Source organism: Novosphingobium decolorationis (assembly GCF_018417475.1).
GTDB classification, from domain to species: domain Bacteria; phylum Pseudomonadota; class Alphaproteobacteria; order Sphingomonadales; family Sphingomonadaceae; genus Novosphingobium; species Novosphingobium decolorationis.
Genome location: NZ_CP054856.1, coordinates 3,203,085 through 3,218,430, shown reverse-complemented (window position 1 = coordinate 3,218,430; position 15,346 = coordinate 3,203,085). Strand labels below are relative to the sequence as shown.

Genomic DNA, 15,346 nt, shown 5'->3' with positions numbered 1-15,346 from the left:
CATGAGTTCTACTGCACCTGAGCGGCACAGGCGTCGCAGACCAAAGCTATCTGACGAGGTAGAGCTTGCCGGTCGCAGGGTCGCGGAAGACTTGCCCTGCAGCTTCCAATCCCTGGCCGTCGCCAACCTGGCCCTGGGTGTTGGCGGAGGTGTCCTGCGTCATTTCGACGGGCCTAGGCGCCGTCTCGTGCTGGCTGGCCGCAGCCAGGGCGGCAATAAGGCCGGTGGCGAACACCAGCATCAGATCCGCGAGGTTGGGCAGGTCCGGTCCGGCATCGGGTTCCTCGGGAAAGCGCGACGACGTGAAATCACGCATGGGTGACCCCCTCCTGTTCCAACCGGCTCAGCAGAAGGTCAAAGCCGTGGCGGCGCAGGCGCCCGGTCAGATAGCCGACAAGGCCCACGGCCAAGCCCACGATAGTCGTGTCGAACGCGGTCGTCACCGCTTGCGAGAGCGCCATGAAGTCGCCCCGGCCTAGCGCCGCAATGCCCGGGCCGAGCGGAATCAGGGTTCCCATCAAGCCCAGCGTCGGGCCGATCTTGGCCAGGAGATCGGATCGCGCGATACGTCGCCGGGCGAGGTTTTCCAAGGTGCCGTGTTTAAGCCTGGCAAGGCGCGCCGCGCCCCCCACGCGCTCTCCCAGTGCCAGCCCGGCGTCGAGCACCGCGAGGAAAGCAAGAGACAGCAAGGCGGCGATCACCGGCCACAGCAGGAGGCCGACAAGTGCGTGCAGGGCCTGGTCGAGCGACGTGGTCATCGAGGTAGTCTCCGGCTCCAGGCAAGGCCTGTGAGGAACAAGGCAAGCAGAACGGCAAGCAGGAGCGCGAGGCCCGGGCCGCTGGTGGCGGCTTCGGCAAGCCGGTCGAGCGGGCGGACCTCGTGCATCTCTTGGGGTGGGGGGGATGTCTGTGAGGTCGACGCGGTTTCGCCCCGGGCCCTTGCGAGCACGCCGTCGAGCGCCTTGGCATCAACCGGCGACACCTTGGTGCGCACCCACCCGAACATGGGATGATCGGGACTGGTGTGCCCGCTGCCGGGAAGTCCGGCTTTCGCAATCGTGGTAACGAAGCGGTGTGCGAGATCGGCCACCGTCGCGTCGTCGGCCTTCCAGTAGCCCTTGTGCGCGGCGACCAGCATGACCGCGAGCATGTTGGCCTTGACCGGGCGATTGTCGGGTTCGTCGAGGAAGCTCTCGACGCCGACGCCGTGGCGATCCTTCACGTAGGTCTGGTAGACATCGTCCCAGATGGCATCCGGCACGAGATTGGGATCGGTCACTTCCCAGCCCCACAGATTCTCGAAGAAGGCGAAGTTCATCGTGCGCGCACCGGCATAGCCGTGCGGGATGAGCGACTTGATCCAGGCCGGATTGAGCTGGCGTGCGCGCAGCTCGGTAAGGATCGCGACCTTGAGCGGGGCCATGTCGGGCGCCTTCGGATCGCTGGCGTCGATGATATAGCCATCCGGGGTCTTGCCGCTGGCCTGCTCCACCGCAAGGTTGAGACCGCCCAGATAGTCGAAGGCGTCGTTGTTATCGACCAGTCCGTAGAGGTTGCTCGATCGGCCAAGGAAGGTCTGCGTGATCCCTGCAAGTCGCTGGCGAAAGGCGAGCGCGTGGCTTTGTCCATCGAGGCCGACACCGTAGGCGTGGCCGATCCGTCCCTGGTAGACCCGGGCCACCGCCTTGCGATCCGACCATGAACCCGAGCGCTCGGCCAGCCGGTTGACGCCCGCGCCGTATTCCCCGGACGCCGGACCGAACACGCGCAGCGTGGCAGCGCGGGCGCGCTCGGGTGTGGGCGCGCTCTCGTCCTCGGTCATGGTCTTGACCCAGGCGGCGGCGATGCGGTTTGCAGCCAGGCTCTCGCGTCCCGGCGCGCGCAGTTCACCGAGCGGGGCCAGCGCGCTTTCAAGCGCGTCCGCGAGTTCGGGGTGCGAGTGCGCAATCGTACGCGAGGACGCGTCGAGTGCGAGCAGGCTAGCCTTGTCGAGCCACTTGAGCTGCTCTCCATAAAGGTCACGGAAGAGCCCCGAGGTCACGAATGTCACGTCCTCGCGCGGGGCGTTCCGGCTTGCGGGACGCCGCTTCAGTCCGGTCAGGATGCCCCGGCTGTTCCAGACCGGCTCGACGCGCAGCAGCGACAGGCCAAAGGCCATGGTTACACCGCCGTCGCGCACCGTGTCCGAGGCCCACAGCACGACCGCGCGGCCGCCTTTTGCGGGAGCGGGCCTGCGCGCCATGGCGGCGCCGACATCCCAGGCGATGCGGTCGGGGACCAGGCTGGAATCGATGCCGTAGAAGTTGCGTCCCGTTGGCAGGCTCTGCGGCGAGCGCAGCGGATCGTTGCCCGGCCCGGGAACCACGAAACGCCCGTCGAGCCCGGCGAGAAGAGCGTCCATCTCAGCCTTTGGAGAGGCGCGCAGGGCCGCTTCGGCCTCGCGGTCCCCCATGGATTGGAGCATCGTGTCTACGGCCGTGTCGTTCCAGGGTCGTCCGAAGACGTGGAGCCCCATCGGCATGAAGTCCTCCTGCATCCGGGTCAGCATGTGCCCGGTTTCGTGGACAAGAAGCTCGGCGTCGATGTGCTCGAAAGCAACGCTGTCATCCCCGCGTTCCTCGCGGATCTCGGCGACGATGGCGCTGTCCATGCCCAGCTTGCGCACGCTCGCCCGGATACGTTCGAGCGCGCGGTGCCGTGCCATCTCGCCGTCGGAGGAACTGTCGCTGCTTTCGTAGCTCTCGACCAGCTGGCGCAGTCCGAGCAGGTCATCATAGAGCGGCGTCGCGGCCAGCGGCGGAGTAAGGTGATCGATGACGACGGCCAGCCCCCGGCGCTTGGCCTGGAGCCCTTCGCCCACACCATCGACAATATAGGGATAGAGCCCCGGGACATCGCCTGCGACAAGCCGCGAATAGCTCTCGCGCGCGAGACCTGTCTGGGCACCGGGCAGAAACTCGTAGGTCGAGTGCCGTCCCAGATGAATGATCGCGTCCGGCCCGAAGTTGCGGCGCAGCGCTTCGTAATAGGCGAGGTACTGGTGGGGCGGGGGCACGCTGCGGTTGGCGTGCAGCAGCGCTTCCTCGGTTTCCCAACCGCGCGGGGGCTGGGGGCCGATCAGCACGTTGCCGAACCGGAGCGCGGGCAGCACGAAGCCGCCGTCGACGCTCATCACTTTGCCGGGCGCCGGGCCCCAGCCTGCCACTCCTTCTATCGCGAGCGCCTGCAAGGCGCGGGTGAGCGTCTGTGTTTCACGCGCATCGTGCTCGCCCGCGATGTAGCGGCCATAGGCGGCACGCAAGTCCGTGGAGAGACGTTTGGCCTTGCGCCCACGCTCCCCGGGGGTGCCCTCGATCACGAAGTCGAGATCCTTGAGGACCTGGTCGACGGCCTCGCTCGCCGCCTCGGGTCGCTGATCCCGGATCGCTTCGCGCACGTCCACGGCCAGCGCGGACAGAGGACCGCCCACCATTTCGTCACGGATATGATCGGGCAGAGCCTGGAAGAAGTGGCGGTAGTCCGCGAGCGAGAGGTGCAGCGCGGAGGTCTTGCCCATCCGGCGCAGCGCCTCTGGGTCGCCGGGCAGGTTGATGCCATGATCTTGCAGCTGGCGAAGGAGCAGGTCGGGGCTCTTCGGCAAGGGGCCGGTGGTATAGCCCTCGGCCTTCATGCGGCGCAGAATCTCGAGCAGCGAGGCGGGCACGTCGAGATTGTCGGCCCCGATATTATGGCGTCCGGGAGGGTGGTTGTAATAGATGATCGCCACGTGCTTGGCGGCATTGGACTTGCTCTGCAGGCGCACCCAGCCCTCCAGCCGCCGGGCCACCGCGTCGATTTCAGGGGCGACGGGGCGGCTCAGGCGGATCTCGATCCCGGTGAGAGGATCGATCCGGGGTGCCGCCGCGAGCGCCAGTACCGCGGGCTGGCTCGCGCCCGACAGTTCGGGCATGGCGATGCGGTAGTAGACACTTTTCGAGGGGAGACCCTCGGCGCTGGAGCGCCATTCGCTCTCACCCATCTTGTCGCTGCGGATCGCCTTGAGGACCGGAACGCCCAGACTCGCGAGCGCGGCGGTGGCGCGCTCGCGCTCCGAGCCGCCCAGCGCGAAATCGGCCAGTGTCACGAGCGCGGCAGGATGGCGCGCCTTGAGCTGCTCAAGCGCGTCGGCGGTCGGCGCTCCCCAGTCCGCAAACAGCGACTGGCAGGCAAGGTGCCTGGCAACCACGGCCTTGCACAGTTCCTTGTGGGTGTCGCGGTCCCCCGCCTGGTCGCCGGTCTCGTAGTCGAGGACGACGACCAGCGGAGCGTCCTTCGCGCCCTGGCGCGCGCCAAAGCGGATCGGGGGGATTGGCCGTGGTGCAGGCACGGCCCTGCGTTCGGCGGCGTCGCCCAACAGCCATGCGAACAGGTTCACAAGGTTTTCGGTGCCGCGGGCCTGCCAGTAGCTTTCCTCCTTGGCATGGAGCGCACGGGCCGCTTTGGGCGATCCTGTCCGGTGCGCCATCCGCTCAAGGAGAGCCGACGAAAGGTCGCTCGACACGCTCACGCCGTGCACCGGGACGTCGAGCCCGCGCGCCTTGACGATCCGCGCCACCCGCGCGGCGTCGTCCCCGAAGACGCCGGCCAGGAGAATCCCGTCGGCGTCCTGCATGAGCCCGGCCATCTCGTCGTCGGACAGGGCGCGCGCCTGTTCGGGCGTGCGCAGGACGATACGCGTGCCCGGATCGGCCTCGATCAGCGCCTTGGCCGCGTCCGCCGCGACCTGCGAGTTGCGGGCGGAGATGAGCCCGAACAGCACACGCCTCGGGCCCAGACCCGGCCCGGCGATCATCCAGACGGCGAACAATCCGACTGCCAACAGCAGCACGGCGACAAGACCCTTGCGCAACGACACACACCTTTTCCCCCGCGCAATCCCGAACAGGATCGCACGGCAAGCCAACTACGGTGTCGTCACGGCGGAACCTTCCGATGCCTGCGACTGGTCCCGGTCGAGTGCATGGACGACGGCGACGGCAGGTCTCCTGGCTTGCGGGTCTTAGCCCTGTCCGCGTCACCTTCCCGGATCCGAAGTGATCCAGTGGATTGACGCGAGGCTCACCGCGCACAGTTGCGGGCACAGCGCCGGATTGGAACCGGCTTCCCTTTTCACCCCGGTTTCCCGAGGCACCGTCGCCGCGTGGGATATCGGCAGCCCCGCGTCTTGTCCAGAGTGTGCCTGGGGCAGGCCGCTGCACAAACTTGGTGAAGCTTGAAAAGGAACTTAAGCCGGTAGCGGAAGACGGGCACATACCCGCTCGTACACGATGAAGACGGGAAAGCGGCCACTGCTGGCGCTAAAGTGATGCGCCTGGAGCAGCCTTTGCTGTGTAATCCCGATCATGGCCCGGCGTGACCCAATGAGATCGCACCGTTCGTCCTTCCCGGGTTGCCCTCACCGGTTCCGCATTGCTTAGATAATGGGTGATCATGTGGGCGATGCGCTGGCACGGCTCCGCCCCTGCAAAGCCTGCATTGCCAGCCTCATCTCGTACGATTCCGTCAAAAGCGGCCTCTGTACGTTTTACCTGCAAAGCACGATAGGCGGGCCAGCTTTCAAACGCATTTCGGATCGCCCTCTCCAGATCATCGTCGGGCTCGATCACCGGGCCAAAGTCCCACATCGCATAATCAGGATTGCCCTGCCATGCGGCATCGTGGCCGTTCATGAACAAGCACGGCCGCGGGCGAACCAGATACTCGTAGATCTGGCTGCTGACATCGCCGACGTAGAGGTCGGCCGCCATTGTGTAGGTCATGTCCACCGACCGCTCCGACCCCAGATCGACAAGCACGCGGTCCTTCACGGCGAGTGCCTGCCAAGCCTGCTTTCGGGCATCGCTCCAGTGCCGTGCCATGCGAATATGCGGTGCAATCACAAGGTTGTAGCGATCCGATGCGCAGACTGCATTCACTAGTCGGCGCGCCATGATAGGGCCCGAACCCATGCGGCGATGAAAATGCGGGTTGTAGAGAATGACAGGCCTGTCATCGGGAAACAGCGGCTGAGGCCTCAAGCCGGCCCGCATCGATGCCGCCAGTTTTACAGGCCCCCCGATCACACACCTTTCCGGCGTGCAGCGTCCTCCGGCAATCAGTCGCTCACGGTCCTTAGCCCCTGCCACAAAGACCTTGTCGAAATGACGGAACCGGTCTTCAAAACCCACGGCACGATCGCCGGCCCCATGTGGAATATGGAACAGGGGAGGACAGTGGCCGGGTAGTCGCTTGAGGATCGTGCTCGTCCGCTCTGCGCACAGGATGGCATCGCAATCGCGGATGCGGTTTGCCGCCAGCATCAGTTTCGCGGTTTTCTGCGCCGCAGGCGGCAGCACAGCCTGCAGAGTACCTGGCATCTTCATGATCACGATCTCAGGCAGCGGCATGGCCAGCTTGTCGGCCAATGCCGCGATGCCGTGCGCATCGTCGGACGTCGGTGCAAAGATCCGTACCTTGCACTGCCTTGATTGCTCCAGCTCGAACGCGACTGGCAGAAAATGGAGGAACTGATGCGAACCGCCGATCGCCGGCACATGCACCGTCGCAGTCACAGTCGCAATCACTGGGCTATGCGCCGATTAGGATAGGCTGCAGTCATGCCTTGGCATCTTGCACCACCTCATGAGTGGGGCATGGACGCTACATTTGATTTTGCCCATGTCCGACGCACAGCCGCGTCTCGACCATCGGGAGCGCAAGTTCTATCGTCACGATTTGTGATAAACGCAGTACGGCGGGCAAGGCGATGGATCGGAGTGCAGGGCCGGATGCAGATATTGTTGATCGAGGATGACGATGCGCTGGCCGCGCATGTCGCAAACGGGCTTCGCCAAAGCGGGCATGTCGTTACTCGCTGCCGCGACGGCCGGCATGGGCTCATGCAGGTCAGCTCCGAAAGCTATGACGTCATCGTTCTTGATCGGATGCTACCACACGTGGATGGGATGAAGATTCTTGCCGCGTTGCGTGCCACCGACGACGAAACCCCCGTCTTGCTGATCAGCGCGCTAGGGGATGTAGATGAACGGGTCAAAGGGCTGCGTGCGGGTGGCGACGATTACCTGCCCAAGCCCTTTGCGATGTCGGAATTGCTGGCAAGGGTGGATGTGCTGGCGCGCCGAAAGGCACCTGTTGTCGAGAGTGGGTTTCTGCACCATGCCGATATCGAAATCGACACATTGGCCCGCATCGTGCGGCGCGCTGGCCAGCGTATCGAACTGACCTCCCGAGAATTTGGCTTATTGGTCGAGTTGGTCCGCAATGTAGGGCGTGTAGTCACCCGTTCCATGTTGCTGGAGCGCGTCTGGGATTACAATTTCGATCCCCAGACCAACATCATCGACCAGCATATCAGCAATTTGCGCAAGAAGCTGGAGATTGAAGGACGAGCCTCGCCGATACAGACGGTGCGTGGCGCCGGATACATGATCACCCCTTGATGAAGAACTTGTTCCGATCTCTCTCCTTCCGGTTGGCTGTGACCTATGCGGCGCTGTTTTGCGGTTCGCTGGCGCTGTTGTTCGCCGCCTTTTTCTGGCTGGCCGTGTCCCGACCGCTTGGTGCGGTACGTAAGCAGGTCAGCGCCGAGCTGGCCGAAATGGAAACGGTCTATGCCGAAGAGGGCATGCGCGAACTGGCCAAGCGGCTCGAAGCACGCGCCAGGCCAACGTCAGGTGTGGACCGCGCCTTTCATGCCCTGATCGCGGCGGATGGGACTGTGATTACTAGCAATCTGCCCAGCTGGCCCAGCCAGGTGCAGACCGGCTTCTACTCGATCGAGGCCGATGTCTATCATGAGGGAGGTGAGATCGATTTCAGCGCTTTGTCGCGCGAACGCCAGTTTCCCGATGGGACTCGCCTGATCGTGGGCCGCGATGCTGAGGTTGTGGAGGATCGCCAGGAGGTGCTGCTGGCCACATTCCCTGTCTTGATCGCTTTGGTCCTGTTGCTGGCCGTGTCGGGTGGATATCTGATGAGCCGAGCGATTGGCCACCGGATTGAGGTCATTTCGGCCGCTGCCCGTCGCGTGATGGGGGGACGATTGGCCGCGCGGGTTCCAGTCCATGGCAGCGGCGACGACTTTGACCGGCTCAGCCATACCCTGAACCTGATGCTCGAGCAGAACGAGGCACTGTTTGAATCGGTGAGGCGCGTATCTGACAATATCGCCCACGAACTCAGAACTCCGCTGTCGCGCGTCCTTGCTGTTTTGGACGATGCGACCGCAGATGAAGCCGCAGATGAAACCAGCGTAATGGGAGAGGCGCGCGAGGAGCTGGCTCGCCTGCAAGCGATTATCAATGCCACCTTGCGTATCGCACGGATCGAAGGCGGGCGTCATGATTCCGGTTTTGCAACGGTCGATCTTGCCGCAATTGTATGCGACGCAGTTGAGTTATACGAACCGGCAGCTGCGTTGCGGGATCTGAAAATCTCCGTCGAAGGGCCAGCAACCCTGTCGCTTTCGGCAGACCGCGATCTGCTGTTTCAGGCAATTAGCAACCTGCTCGACAATGCCGTCAAATATAGCCTTAGCGGTAGCATGATCGGCATCCTACTGCGTGAAGAGGAACATCGCGCACGTCTGGAAATCGCCAATGAGGGTCTGCCACTGCTGGCAGACGAGGCGGAACAGGTGACCGAGCGGTTTTTTCGGGGAGCGGCTGCGAGCGACCTGCCCGGCCATGGACTAGGCCTGACCCTCGTCGCGGCCATCGTCCAAAGGCATGAAGGTGCATTCAAAGTCCATGCCAACGGTCGGCATACCAAAATCGCTATCGTACTGCGCCGACGACACCCTGCTGATGCGTCGACAAAAGCTCAGGGATGACCGCTATCCGCAGGCCACCCTCGAGCATGCCGAAAATCCCGCTCGTTGCCCGTCAAATGCGACAAGCGCCGATACAGGCGCCGCGACCGCACTTGGGAACGGAAATTCTACAGCTGAGCGTCCGAGAAGGGGCGGGAGCTGCCTGGTAGGAACCTACCAATTCCAAGCATTGATTAGACTAATCAATAATTTGTTGATTGCGAAGGTGTGGACGGGAAGGCACCCTGCCGCCTGCTGTCGAGGAAAGCTGGATGCAACAAGCCACGGATCACCCCCCTACTGCCCAAGTTGCTCCTGCGGACACATCTTCCGACATTATCGAAGTGATCGGCAAGCGCATGGACAATGCGCTCGATATGGACAGGCGAACATATGAAGTGCGCGAGACGGCCCAGTCCGTGCAAAAGAATGCCCTCCAGCTCCTGCGGGGGCTGCCTGCCGTAACCGTGACGCCGGACGAGAGTCTTCTCGTGCTCGGCGCCGGGGTGACCACGATCTATGTCGATGGACGTCCGTTTCTCGGTGACATCCGTCAGTTCCTGCGCTCGCTGCACGGGAGTGACATTGCGCGGATCGAGGTGATCACCAACCCGTCCGCGCAGTTCTCGGCCGAAGGCGCAGGCGGCGTGATCAATCTGGTCTTGCGCAAGACGCAGGAGGAAGGTCTCTCGGGCAACGCGAGTTACGAGGCGAGCAGCTGGGGCTTGGGTCTTCTCGACACCACGCTGAATTACAGGCACGCGGATTGGACTTACCAGCTCAAGGCCTCTGGCAATATCGGGCGCCGGTTGCGCCGTACCCATCACGACACGCGAAGTGTCCGTCCCGAGGAAGGCGCTCAGGCCACGGCCAACCGCGAGGATGGCCTTGCCACCTACGATGGAACAGACGGACGCGTCACGGCCAAGGTGACTTACGATCTCGATGCGAAGACGAGCCTTTCCGGGCAACTTCGCGGCGGCGGCGGCCACGACGTCACAGTCAACAGGCTGGACTTCTCGGCGATAACGCCCGATTTCGCGCCGTTTTCGCAGCACACCCGCCTCGACAGCTACGGCGCATTTCTCGATGGCCAGCTCAGTCTCGCCCATGCCGGGACCACCAAAGGCGAGGCGGTGAATGCGAGCGTGCAGTTCTTCAAGAGCACCCAGCTCCATGACATGACGCAGGCGCGGTTCAGCGACGGACGAAGGTACGCGATTGATTTGAAGCATCCCGCCTACTCCATCGATGCCAAGCTCGACTGGAAGCATCCCATGGCCACAGGGCAGATCCTCTCGACCGGCACGTCCTGGCACGTCGACGGCATTTCCCAGGACTATGCCTTCACCAGCAACGATGCCGTTTCGCTGGGAGCGGACACCCGGGCTACCTACGAAGCGCGCAGCAGCACTGTGGCGGCTTACGCGACGTTCCAACAGGCCCTGGGGCGCCTGACACTGGCACCTGGTCTGCGCGGGGAGACCAACCTGCGCCGGATCACGAGCCCCGGCGACGAGCCGCTTCGGCTCGACAGGACCAAGCTCTTTCCGAGTTTTCATGCCAATTACAAGGCGAGCAAGACCCTCCAGCTGCAGGCCAGCTACAGCAAGCGCATCGAGCGCGTTCCTCTCGACTACCTGGCCCCCTACAGTACGGTGCAGGACGTCAACACAGTTTTTGAAGGCAATTCGGAACTCAAGGACCAGAGCATTGATTCTTTTGAGCTGGGCGTTCAGTTCCGCCCAGGCAAGATCGAAGCGAGCGCCACTCTCTATTTGCGCGAGACAAGTCAGTTGTGGAACGAGAGCTATTCGGTCAACAACGCCGGAAACAGCAACTACACTTATGTGAACGCGGGAAGCCGTACGAGTGCCGGTGGCCAGTTCGATCTGGCACTACCCCTTCCTGAAGGCCTCAAGGTTCAGGCCAGCGCCAACCTTTTTGACGAACGCTCACCTGTGGATGGGGGGGAGGCTACTCGCGTACTCCACACGCTGCGCTATTCGACCAACGGAACACTTGAGTGGTCAGCCAGGGATCGCGGCACCATACCGGGCGACGTGGCTCAGAGTCGGTTTCGAAACTCACGCTGACCGAGCCAAACGGCGTAGCATGAGCATGGCGGCGGCGGCGTAGAGGAAGGCTGCGGCGGATTTGAGGGTGGCTTCCACGTCCTTGGCCAGACGGCGGTTTCGATTGACCCAAGCGAAGAACCGCTCGACCACCCAGCGCCGAGGGAGGACGACGAAGCCGGACTGCCCGGCGATCTTGCTGACTATCTCGACGGTGATGCGGGTCGCCTCGGTGACACGGTGATGGTTATAGCCGCCATCGGCCCAGACCTTCTCGATGAACGGGAAGAGGCCGCGCGAGATTTGCAGCAACGCGCCGCCGCCATCACGATCCTGGACATCGGCGGTGTGCGGCTCGACAAGCAGCGGCCTGCCGTCAGTATCGACCAGAGCATGGCGCTTGCGACCTTTGATCTTCTTGCCAGCATCGTAGCCGCGCGGTCCGCCGCTCTCGGTGGTCTTGACGCTCTGACTGTCGATGATGGCTCCGCTTGGCGAGGCGTCCCTTCCGGCTCGCTCGCGATCGAGCGCGACCAGCGCATGGTTGATCCGCTCGAACAGGCATTCGTCACGAAACCGGGCAAACCAGCGGTAGACCGTCTGCCACGGCGGGAAGTCCTTGGGCAGCAACCGCCATGCAATCCCGCCGCGCAGAACGTAGAAGATGGCGTTCACGATTTCGCGCATTGGCCATTGCCGTCGCCGCCCCGTCGTGCGCGCCTCGGGAACAAATGTCGCGATCAGCGCCCACTCGGCATCGCTCAAATCCGTCTGGTAACGCTTCGAAACACGCGTATGCTGCACGCGGGTGGCTGGGGTCCACATCAAGATCTCCGGGTTGTCTGCAAAACCCCCGGAATCACACGAACCTCAGCCGCTCAACCCCTTTCGAAACGGCCTCTCAGCTGCAATGGTCGTGGAACAGCGCTTCGCGTGAATACCAGATCCGCAAAGGCTCCTGGTACGATGCCAGCGTTGCCTATACGCACAATTTCTCGAAGACGATGTCGATCACCGGAACCTTTCGCTTTTCCGGAGTGAGCCAATATCGCCTTGTAGCACCGCTCGCGGAAGAGACCACACGGCGCCAGCGTACCCCGGAATTTCAGCTGAAGCTCTACAAGAACTTGTAATCCTGGAGCCGGCGATCATCGCCCAAGTAAACCTGACTGTCTGCAGTTGGGCGATGTGATTCGGCTTCCGAATGTCCACAGCGGGTCGAAAATGGGCTGTGATTGCCGCCGAAGCCGCCACATGTGGCCCAATCAATGGGCTTTGTTGCGCAAATCGGCCACAGGGTAGCATTCGGCCTTTGAAGGCATTCGGTTACGCGACACGCTGCGTTTGAGGCCTTCCGAGGGCGGTGAAGCGGTTGAGGATGGCGGCGCGGATTTGCATTTCGGCGACCTGGCGATCGAAGTCTCATGCCATGATGCGTTCGCCCAGCAGTTTGAAGCAATGCATTCTCGTTTCGACCAGACTGCGCTGGTGATAGCCTCTCCATCGTTTCCAGATTGCCCTGCCGAGCCGCTGGCTTGAGCGAACAATTTCATTTGGGGCCGCAACACCCGGCGTATTTTCGGGCCAGGCTTGCGCATTGCTGCGGGCAGGGATGATGGCACAGGCATCGCGCGCGGCAATGGACTCGTGACAGGTTCTTGTGTCGAAAGCGCCATCGGCGCTGACGCTCGCGATGGCTTGATTGTGTGGTATCTGCTCCAGCAGTTCAGGCAGTATGGGCGCATCGCCAACCCGGCTTCCGGTCACTTCGATAGCGCGGATATCCGACGATCCGAGGTCCACCCCCAAGTGGACTTTCCGCCACTGGCGGCGTTTGGACGGACCATGCTTGCGCCTGCACCATTCCCCGTCTCCAACGGCCTTCATACCCGTGCTGTCAATCAGCAGGTGCAACGGCCCGGAACTGGGCTGACAGGTGATCTCGACAAGCAGGGTCTTCTGCCTTCGGCTCAGCGTGCTGAAATCCGGCACCGGCCAATCGAGCCCGGCCATCTCGAAAAGGCTGGCGACCATCCCCGTGGTCTGGCGCAAGGCAAGCTTGAACACGCCCTTCAGTGTCAGGCAGGCCTGGATCGCCGCGTCCGAGAAGACGGGCTGGCGCACGCGCTTGCCGGCAGGCGCAGACAGCCACTGCATCCCGGGATCAAACCAGACCTGAAGCGAACCTCTTAGCGCCAGCGCTGCGTTGTAGGACTTCCAGTTCGTCGTGCGGTAACCGGCGCGAGGCGGTTTGCTCATCGGCGCCCATTAACCGACTGGATTCATGAACGGAATCCTTTGGGCATTTGCGCAACAAAGCCCTTCTGAGCGACCAACCTCGGCACCCCGGCACTTCAAAGCGCGCTGTGCGTCGGCGCCGCCAGGCTCGTAACTCGTTGATCAGACACAGAATGGCACGGTCACTACGAGAGCCTGGGCTGAGATGAATATGGTCGGGCAGAGGTCGTAGCGGGTGGCCAGCAGCCACTGCGCCTTTGGCAAGTCATCAATCAACGCCGGGGCCCCAGTGGCATCGCTGATCTGGCCCGCCGTAATGAAGAAGCTCAAAGGCCGTCCGATGGCATCTGTAGCGGCAGGGAGCTTGGTGTGCCTACAGCCCCTGGTCCGTCCATCAGGACAGCCAGTCTGCGTACGACACGGGAGCGTCTCAAGCGATTGCATGAGTTTGCACCCTAGGGCAGGCGCTCATGCGCAACCTGCGAGGAACGCGCGCGCCTGCGCGAGAATACCCTCCCGGCTGTCCTCGTCCTGCCGGTCCCAGTTGCGGTAGGTCAGCGCCATGCGGTGATTGTCGCCCAGCTTGTCGCGGTGACGCTCGAGGAAATGCCAGTACAGGGCGTTGAAGGGGCATGCCACGGGGCCCACCCGTTCCTTCACGTTGTAGGCGCAGGTCCCGCAGTAGTCCGACATGCGGTTTATGTAGGCCCCCGAGGCGACATAGGGCTTGGAACCCAGAAGGCCGCCATCGCCGAACTGGCTCATGCCCAGCGTGTTGGGCAGTTCGACCCATTCGTAGGCATCGACATAGACCTGCAGGTACCATTCGTGGACCTGTCTGGGATCGCAGCCGGCCAGAAGCGCGAAGTTCCCGATCACCATGAGCCGCTGGATGTGATGCGCGTGCCCCGTCGCAAGGGTCTGGCCGATCGCCTCGCGCAGGCACTGCATGTCCGTCTCGCCCGTCCAGAACCAGGCGGGCAGGTCCCGGCGGTGGTCGAGGAAATTGCGCTCCACGTACTTAGGCCCCTCGCGCCAGTAGATGCCGCGTACGTATTCGCGCCAGCCCAGGATCTGCCGGATATAGCCCTCGACCGAATTGATCGGCGCCCGCCCCGCCCGGTACTCGGCCTCCGCGCGGCGGCACAGGTCGAGCGGGTCGAGCAGCCCGGAATTGAGGTAGGGCGAGAGGATGGAGTGCCACAGGAACGGCTGGCCCCGCAGCATGGCGTCCTCGTAGCGGCCAAAATCGGGCAAGGCGTTGGCAAAGAAGCTCGCCGCCTGCCGCTCGGCATCGGCGGCGGTGACCGCGTAGTCGAAATCCTCCAGCGATCCGGGATGGTCCGCGAACCTCTCGGCGACGAGGGCCAGCACCTCGCGGGTGATGGCATCGGGCTCGAAACGCCGCGGCCGGGGCATGAAGAGGTCGGCGTCGGCCGGCTGGCGGTTGTCCTTGTCGAAATTCCACTGCCCGCCCGCAGGCTTGCCGTCGTCCAGCAGGAGCCCTGTCTTGCGGCGCATCTCGCGGTAGAAGAATTCCATCGTCAAGGCGCGGCGGCCCTCCGCCCAGTCCTCGAACTCAGCGTGCGAGCACAGGAAGCGCGTGTCCGCACGGATATCGACGGGCAGGCCGAACAGGGTCTGCCAGCTTTCCATCATGGCCGCCACGCGCCATTCCCCCGGCTCGGTCACGACGATGCGCTCCGGGTCATGGCGCGCAATGGCGCGGGCGATCTCGCCTGTGAAGCTGTCACTGGCCTCCGGATCGTCGAGGCGTACGTAATCGACCGTATAGCCTGCCTCGACCAGCGCCTGCGCGTGATGGCGCATGGCTGAAAGGATATAGGCGATCTTCTTCTTGTGATGGCGCACGTAGGTCGTCTCCTCCGCGACCTCCATCATCAGGACGACGATGTCCCTGGCCTCCATCCCCGCAAGCGAGGACAGGTCGAACGAGAGCTGATCGCCCAGCACGGGCACGAGTGTTTTCATCGGAATTTCCTGAAGGCCGCGGCGTTACTGGTGTGCACGCTGCTAGGGCGCCTTGCGGTTCTGGCGGCAGCGGTCCGAACAGTACTTCACCTCGTCCCAGACGCGCGCCCACTTGCGCCGCCAGGTGAAGGGACGCCCGCACGCAAGGCAGGTCTTGCTTGGCAGGTCAGCTTTCTTGCGCATCGTGGCCATG

Annotated in this window: 10 protein-coding genes, 2 pseudogenes and 1 riboswitch; of the genes and pseudogenes, 3 read left to right on the top strand and 9 right to left on the bottom strand. The window is 63.3% G+C overall.

Annotation, left to right across the window (positions count from 1 at the left end):
• Positions 1–46: 46 nt before the first annotated feature.
• From HT578_RS14960 to HT578_RS14945, 4 genes are all read right to left on the bottom strand, one after another.
• Positions 47–316 (bottom strand): hypothetical protein, encoded by a 270-nt coding sequence (locus HT578_RS14960; RefSeq protein WP_213500434.1) that lies wholly within the window; start codon positions 314–316, stop codon positions 47–49.
• The gene (locus tag HT578_RS14955) at positions 309–758 is read right to left on the bottom strand and encodes a MotA/TolQ/ExbB proton channel family protein (RefSeq protein ID WP_213500432.1); all 450 of its coding nucleotides are present in this window, start codon (positions 756–758) and stop codon (positions 309–311) included. Before HT578_RS14955 ends, HT578_RS14960 begins: the two co-directional genes overlap by 8 nt.
• Entirely contained in the window at positions 755–4,894 is a 4,140-nt protein-coding gene (locus tag HT578_RS14950) for a cobaltochelatase subunit CobN (protein ID WP_213500430.1), read from the bottom strand. Before HT578_RS14950 ends, HT578_RS14955 begins: the two co-directional genes overlap by 4 nt.
• A gap of 103 nt (positions 4,895–4,997) precedes the next feature.
• Positions 4,998–5,189, bottom strand: a riboswitch (cobalamin riboswitch).
• A 147-nt stretch (positions 5,190–5,336) separates the two neighbouring features.
• Positions 5,337–6,590 (bottom strand): glycosyl transferase, encoded by a 1,254-nt coding sequence (locus tag HT578_RS14945; RefSeq protein WP_213500428.1) that lies wholly within the window; start codon positions 6,588–6,590, stop codon positions 5,337–5,339.
• A 216-nt stretch (positions 6,591–6,806) separates the two neighbouring features.
• Here HT578_RS14945 and HT578_RS14940 point away from each other — a divergent pair, with 216 nt between their 5' ends.
• From HT578_RS14940 to HT578_RS14930, 3 genes are all read left to right on the top strand, one after another.
• Positions 6,807–7,478 (top strand): response regulator transcription factor, encoded by a 672-nt coding sequence (locus HT578_RS14940; protein ID WP_213504377.1) that lies wholly within the window; start codon positions 6,807–6,809, stop codon positions 7,476–7,478.
• Positions 7,478–8,869, top strand: coding sequence for a sensor histidine kinase (locus HT578_RS14935; protein WP_213500426.1), 1,392 nt, complete (start codon positions 7,478–7,480; stop codon positions 8,867–8,869). Before HT578_RS14940 ends, HT578_RS14935 begins: the two co-directional genes overlap by 1 nt.
• A 251-nt stretch (positions 8,870–9,120) precedes the next feature.
• The gene (locus HT578_RS14930) at positions 9,121–10,944 is read left to right on the top strand and encodes a TonB-dependent receptor (protein WP_213500424.1); all 1,824 of its coding nucleotides are present in this window, start codon (positions 9,121–9,123) and stop codon (positions 10,942–10,944) included.
• Here HT578_RS14930 and HT578_RS14925 read toward each other — a convergent pair.
• The 5 genes and pseudogenes from HT578_RS14925 to HT578_RS14910 form a co-directional block, all read right to left on the bottom strand.
• Positions 10,936–11,748: an IS5 family transposase gene (locus HT578_RS14925; protein ID WP_213500422.1), complete on the bottom strand. Its 813-nt coding sequence runs from the start codon at positions 11,746–11,748 to the stop codon at positions 10,936–10,938. The genes HT578_RS14930 and HT578_RS14925 overlap by 9 nt on opposite strands.
• 501 nt (positions 11,749–12,249) lie before the next feature.
• Positions 12,250–13,182, bottom strand: a pseudogene (locus tag HT578_RS14920) (IS5 family transposase).
• Positions 13,183–13,386: 204 nt separating this feature from the next.
• Positions 13,387–13,554 (bottom strand): annotated as a pseudogene (locus tag HT578_RS22270) (IS5/IS1182 family transposase); the annotation flags it as partial.
• A 75-nt stretch (positions 13,555–13,629) separates the two neighbouring features.
• Complete coding sequence (locus tag HT578_RS14915) at positions 13,630–15,153, bottom strand: cryptochrome/photolyase family protein (RefSeq protein WP_213500420.1); 1,524 nt, start codon at positions 15,151–15,153, stop codon at positions 13,630–13,632.
• Positions 15,154–15,195: 42 nt separating this feature from the next.
• Positions 15,196–15,345, bottom strand: coding sequence for a DUF2256 domain-containing protein (locus HT578_RS14910; RefSeq protein WP_213500418.1), 150 nt, complete (start codon positions 15,343–15,345; stop codon positions 15,196–15,198).
• Position 15,346 lies beyond the last annotated feature (1 nt).

What these genes read in the sequence shown, in the direction of transcription:
- HT578_RS14960 (WP_213500434.1), bottom strand. Translation starts at nt 316, where the DNA reads ATGCGTGATTTCACGTCGTCGCGCTTTCCCGAGGAACCCGATGCCGGA.
- HT578_RS14955 (WP_213500432.1), bottom strand. Translation starts at nt 758, where the DNA reads ATGACCACGTCGCTCGACCAGGCCCTGCACGCACTTGTCGGCCTCCTG.
- HT578_RS14940 (WP_213504377.1), top strand. Translation starts at nt 6,807, where the DNA reads ATGCAGATATTGTTGATCGAGGATGACGATGCGCTGGCCGCGCATGTC.
- HT578_RS14935 (WP_213500426.1), top strand. Translation starts at nt 7,478, where the DNA reads ATGAAGAACTTGTTCCGATCTCTCTCCTTCCGGTTGGCTGTGACCTAT.
- HT578_RS14930 (WP_213500424.1), top strand. Translation starts at nt 9,121, where the DNA reads ATGCAACAAGCCACGGATCACCCCCCTACTGCCCAAGTTGCTCCTGCG.
- HT578_RS14925 (WP_213500422.1), bottom strand. Translation starts at nt 11,748, where the DNA reads ATGTGGACCCCAGCCACCCGCGTGCAGCATACGCGTGTTTCGAAGCGT.
- HT578_RS14915 (WP_213500420.1), bottom strand. Translation starts at nt 15,153, where the DNA reads ATGAAAACACTCGTGCCCGTGCTGGGCGATCAGCTCTCGTTCGACCTG.
- HT578_RS14910 (WP_213500418.1), bottom strand. Translation starts at nt 15,345, where the DNA reads ATGGCCACGATGCGCAAGAAAGCTGACCTGCCAAGCAAGACCTGCCTT.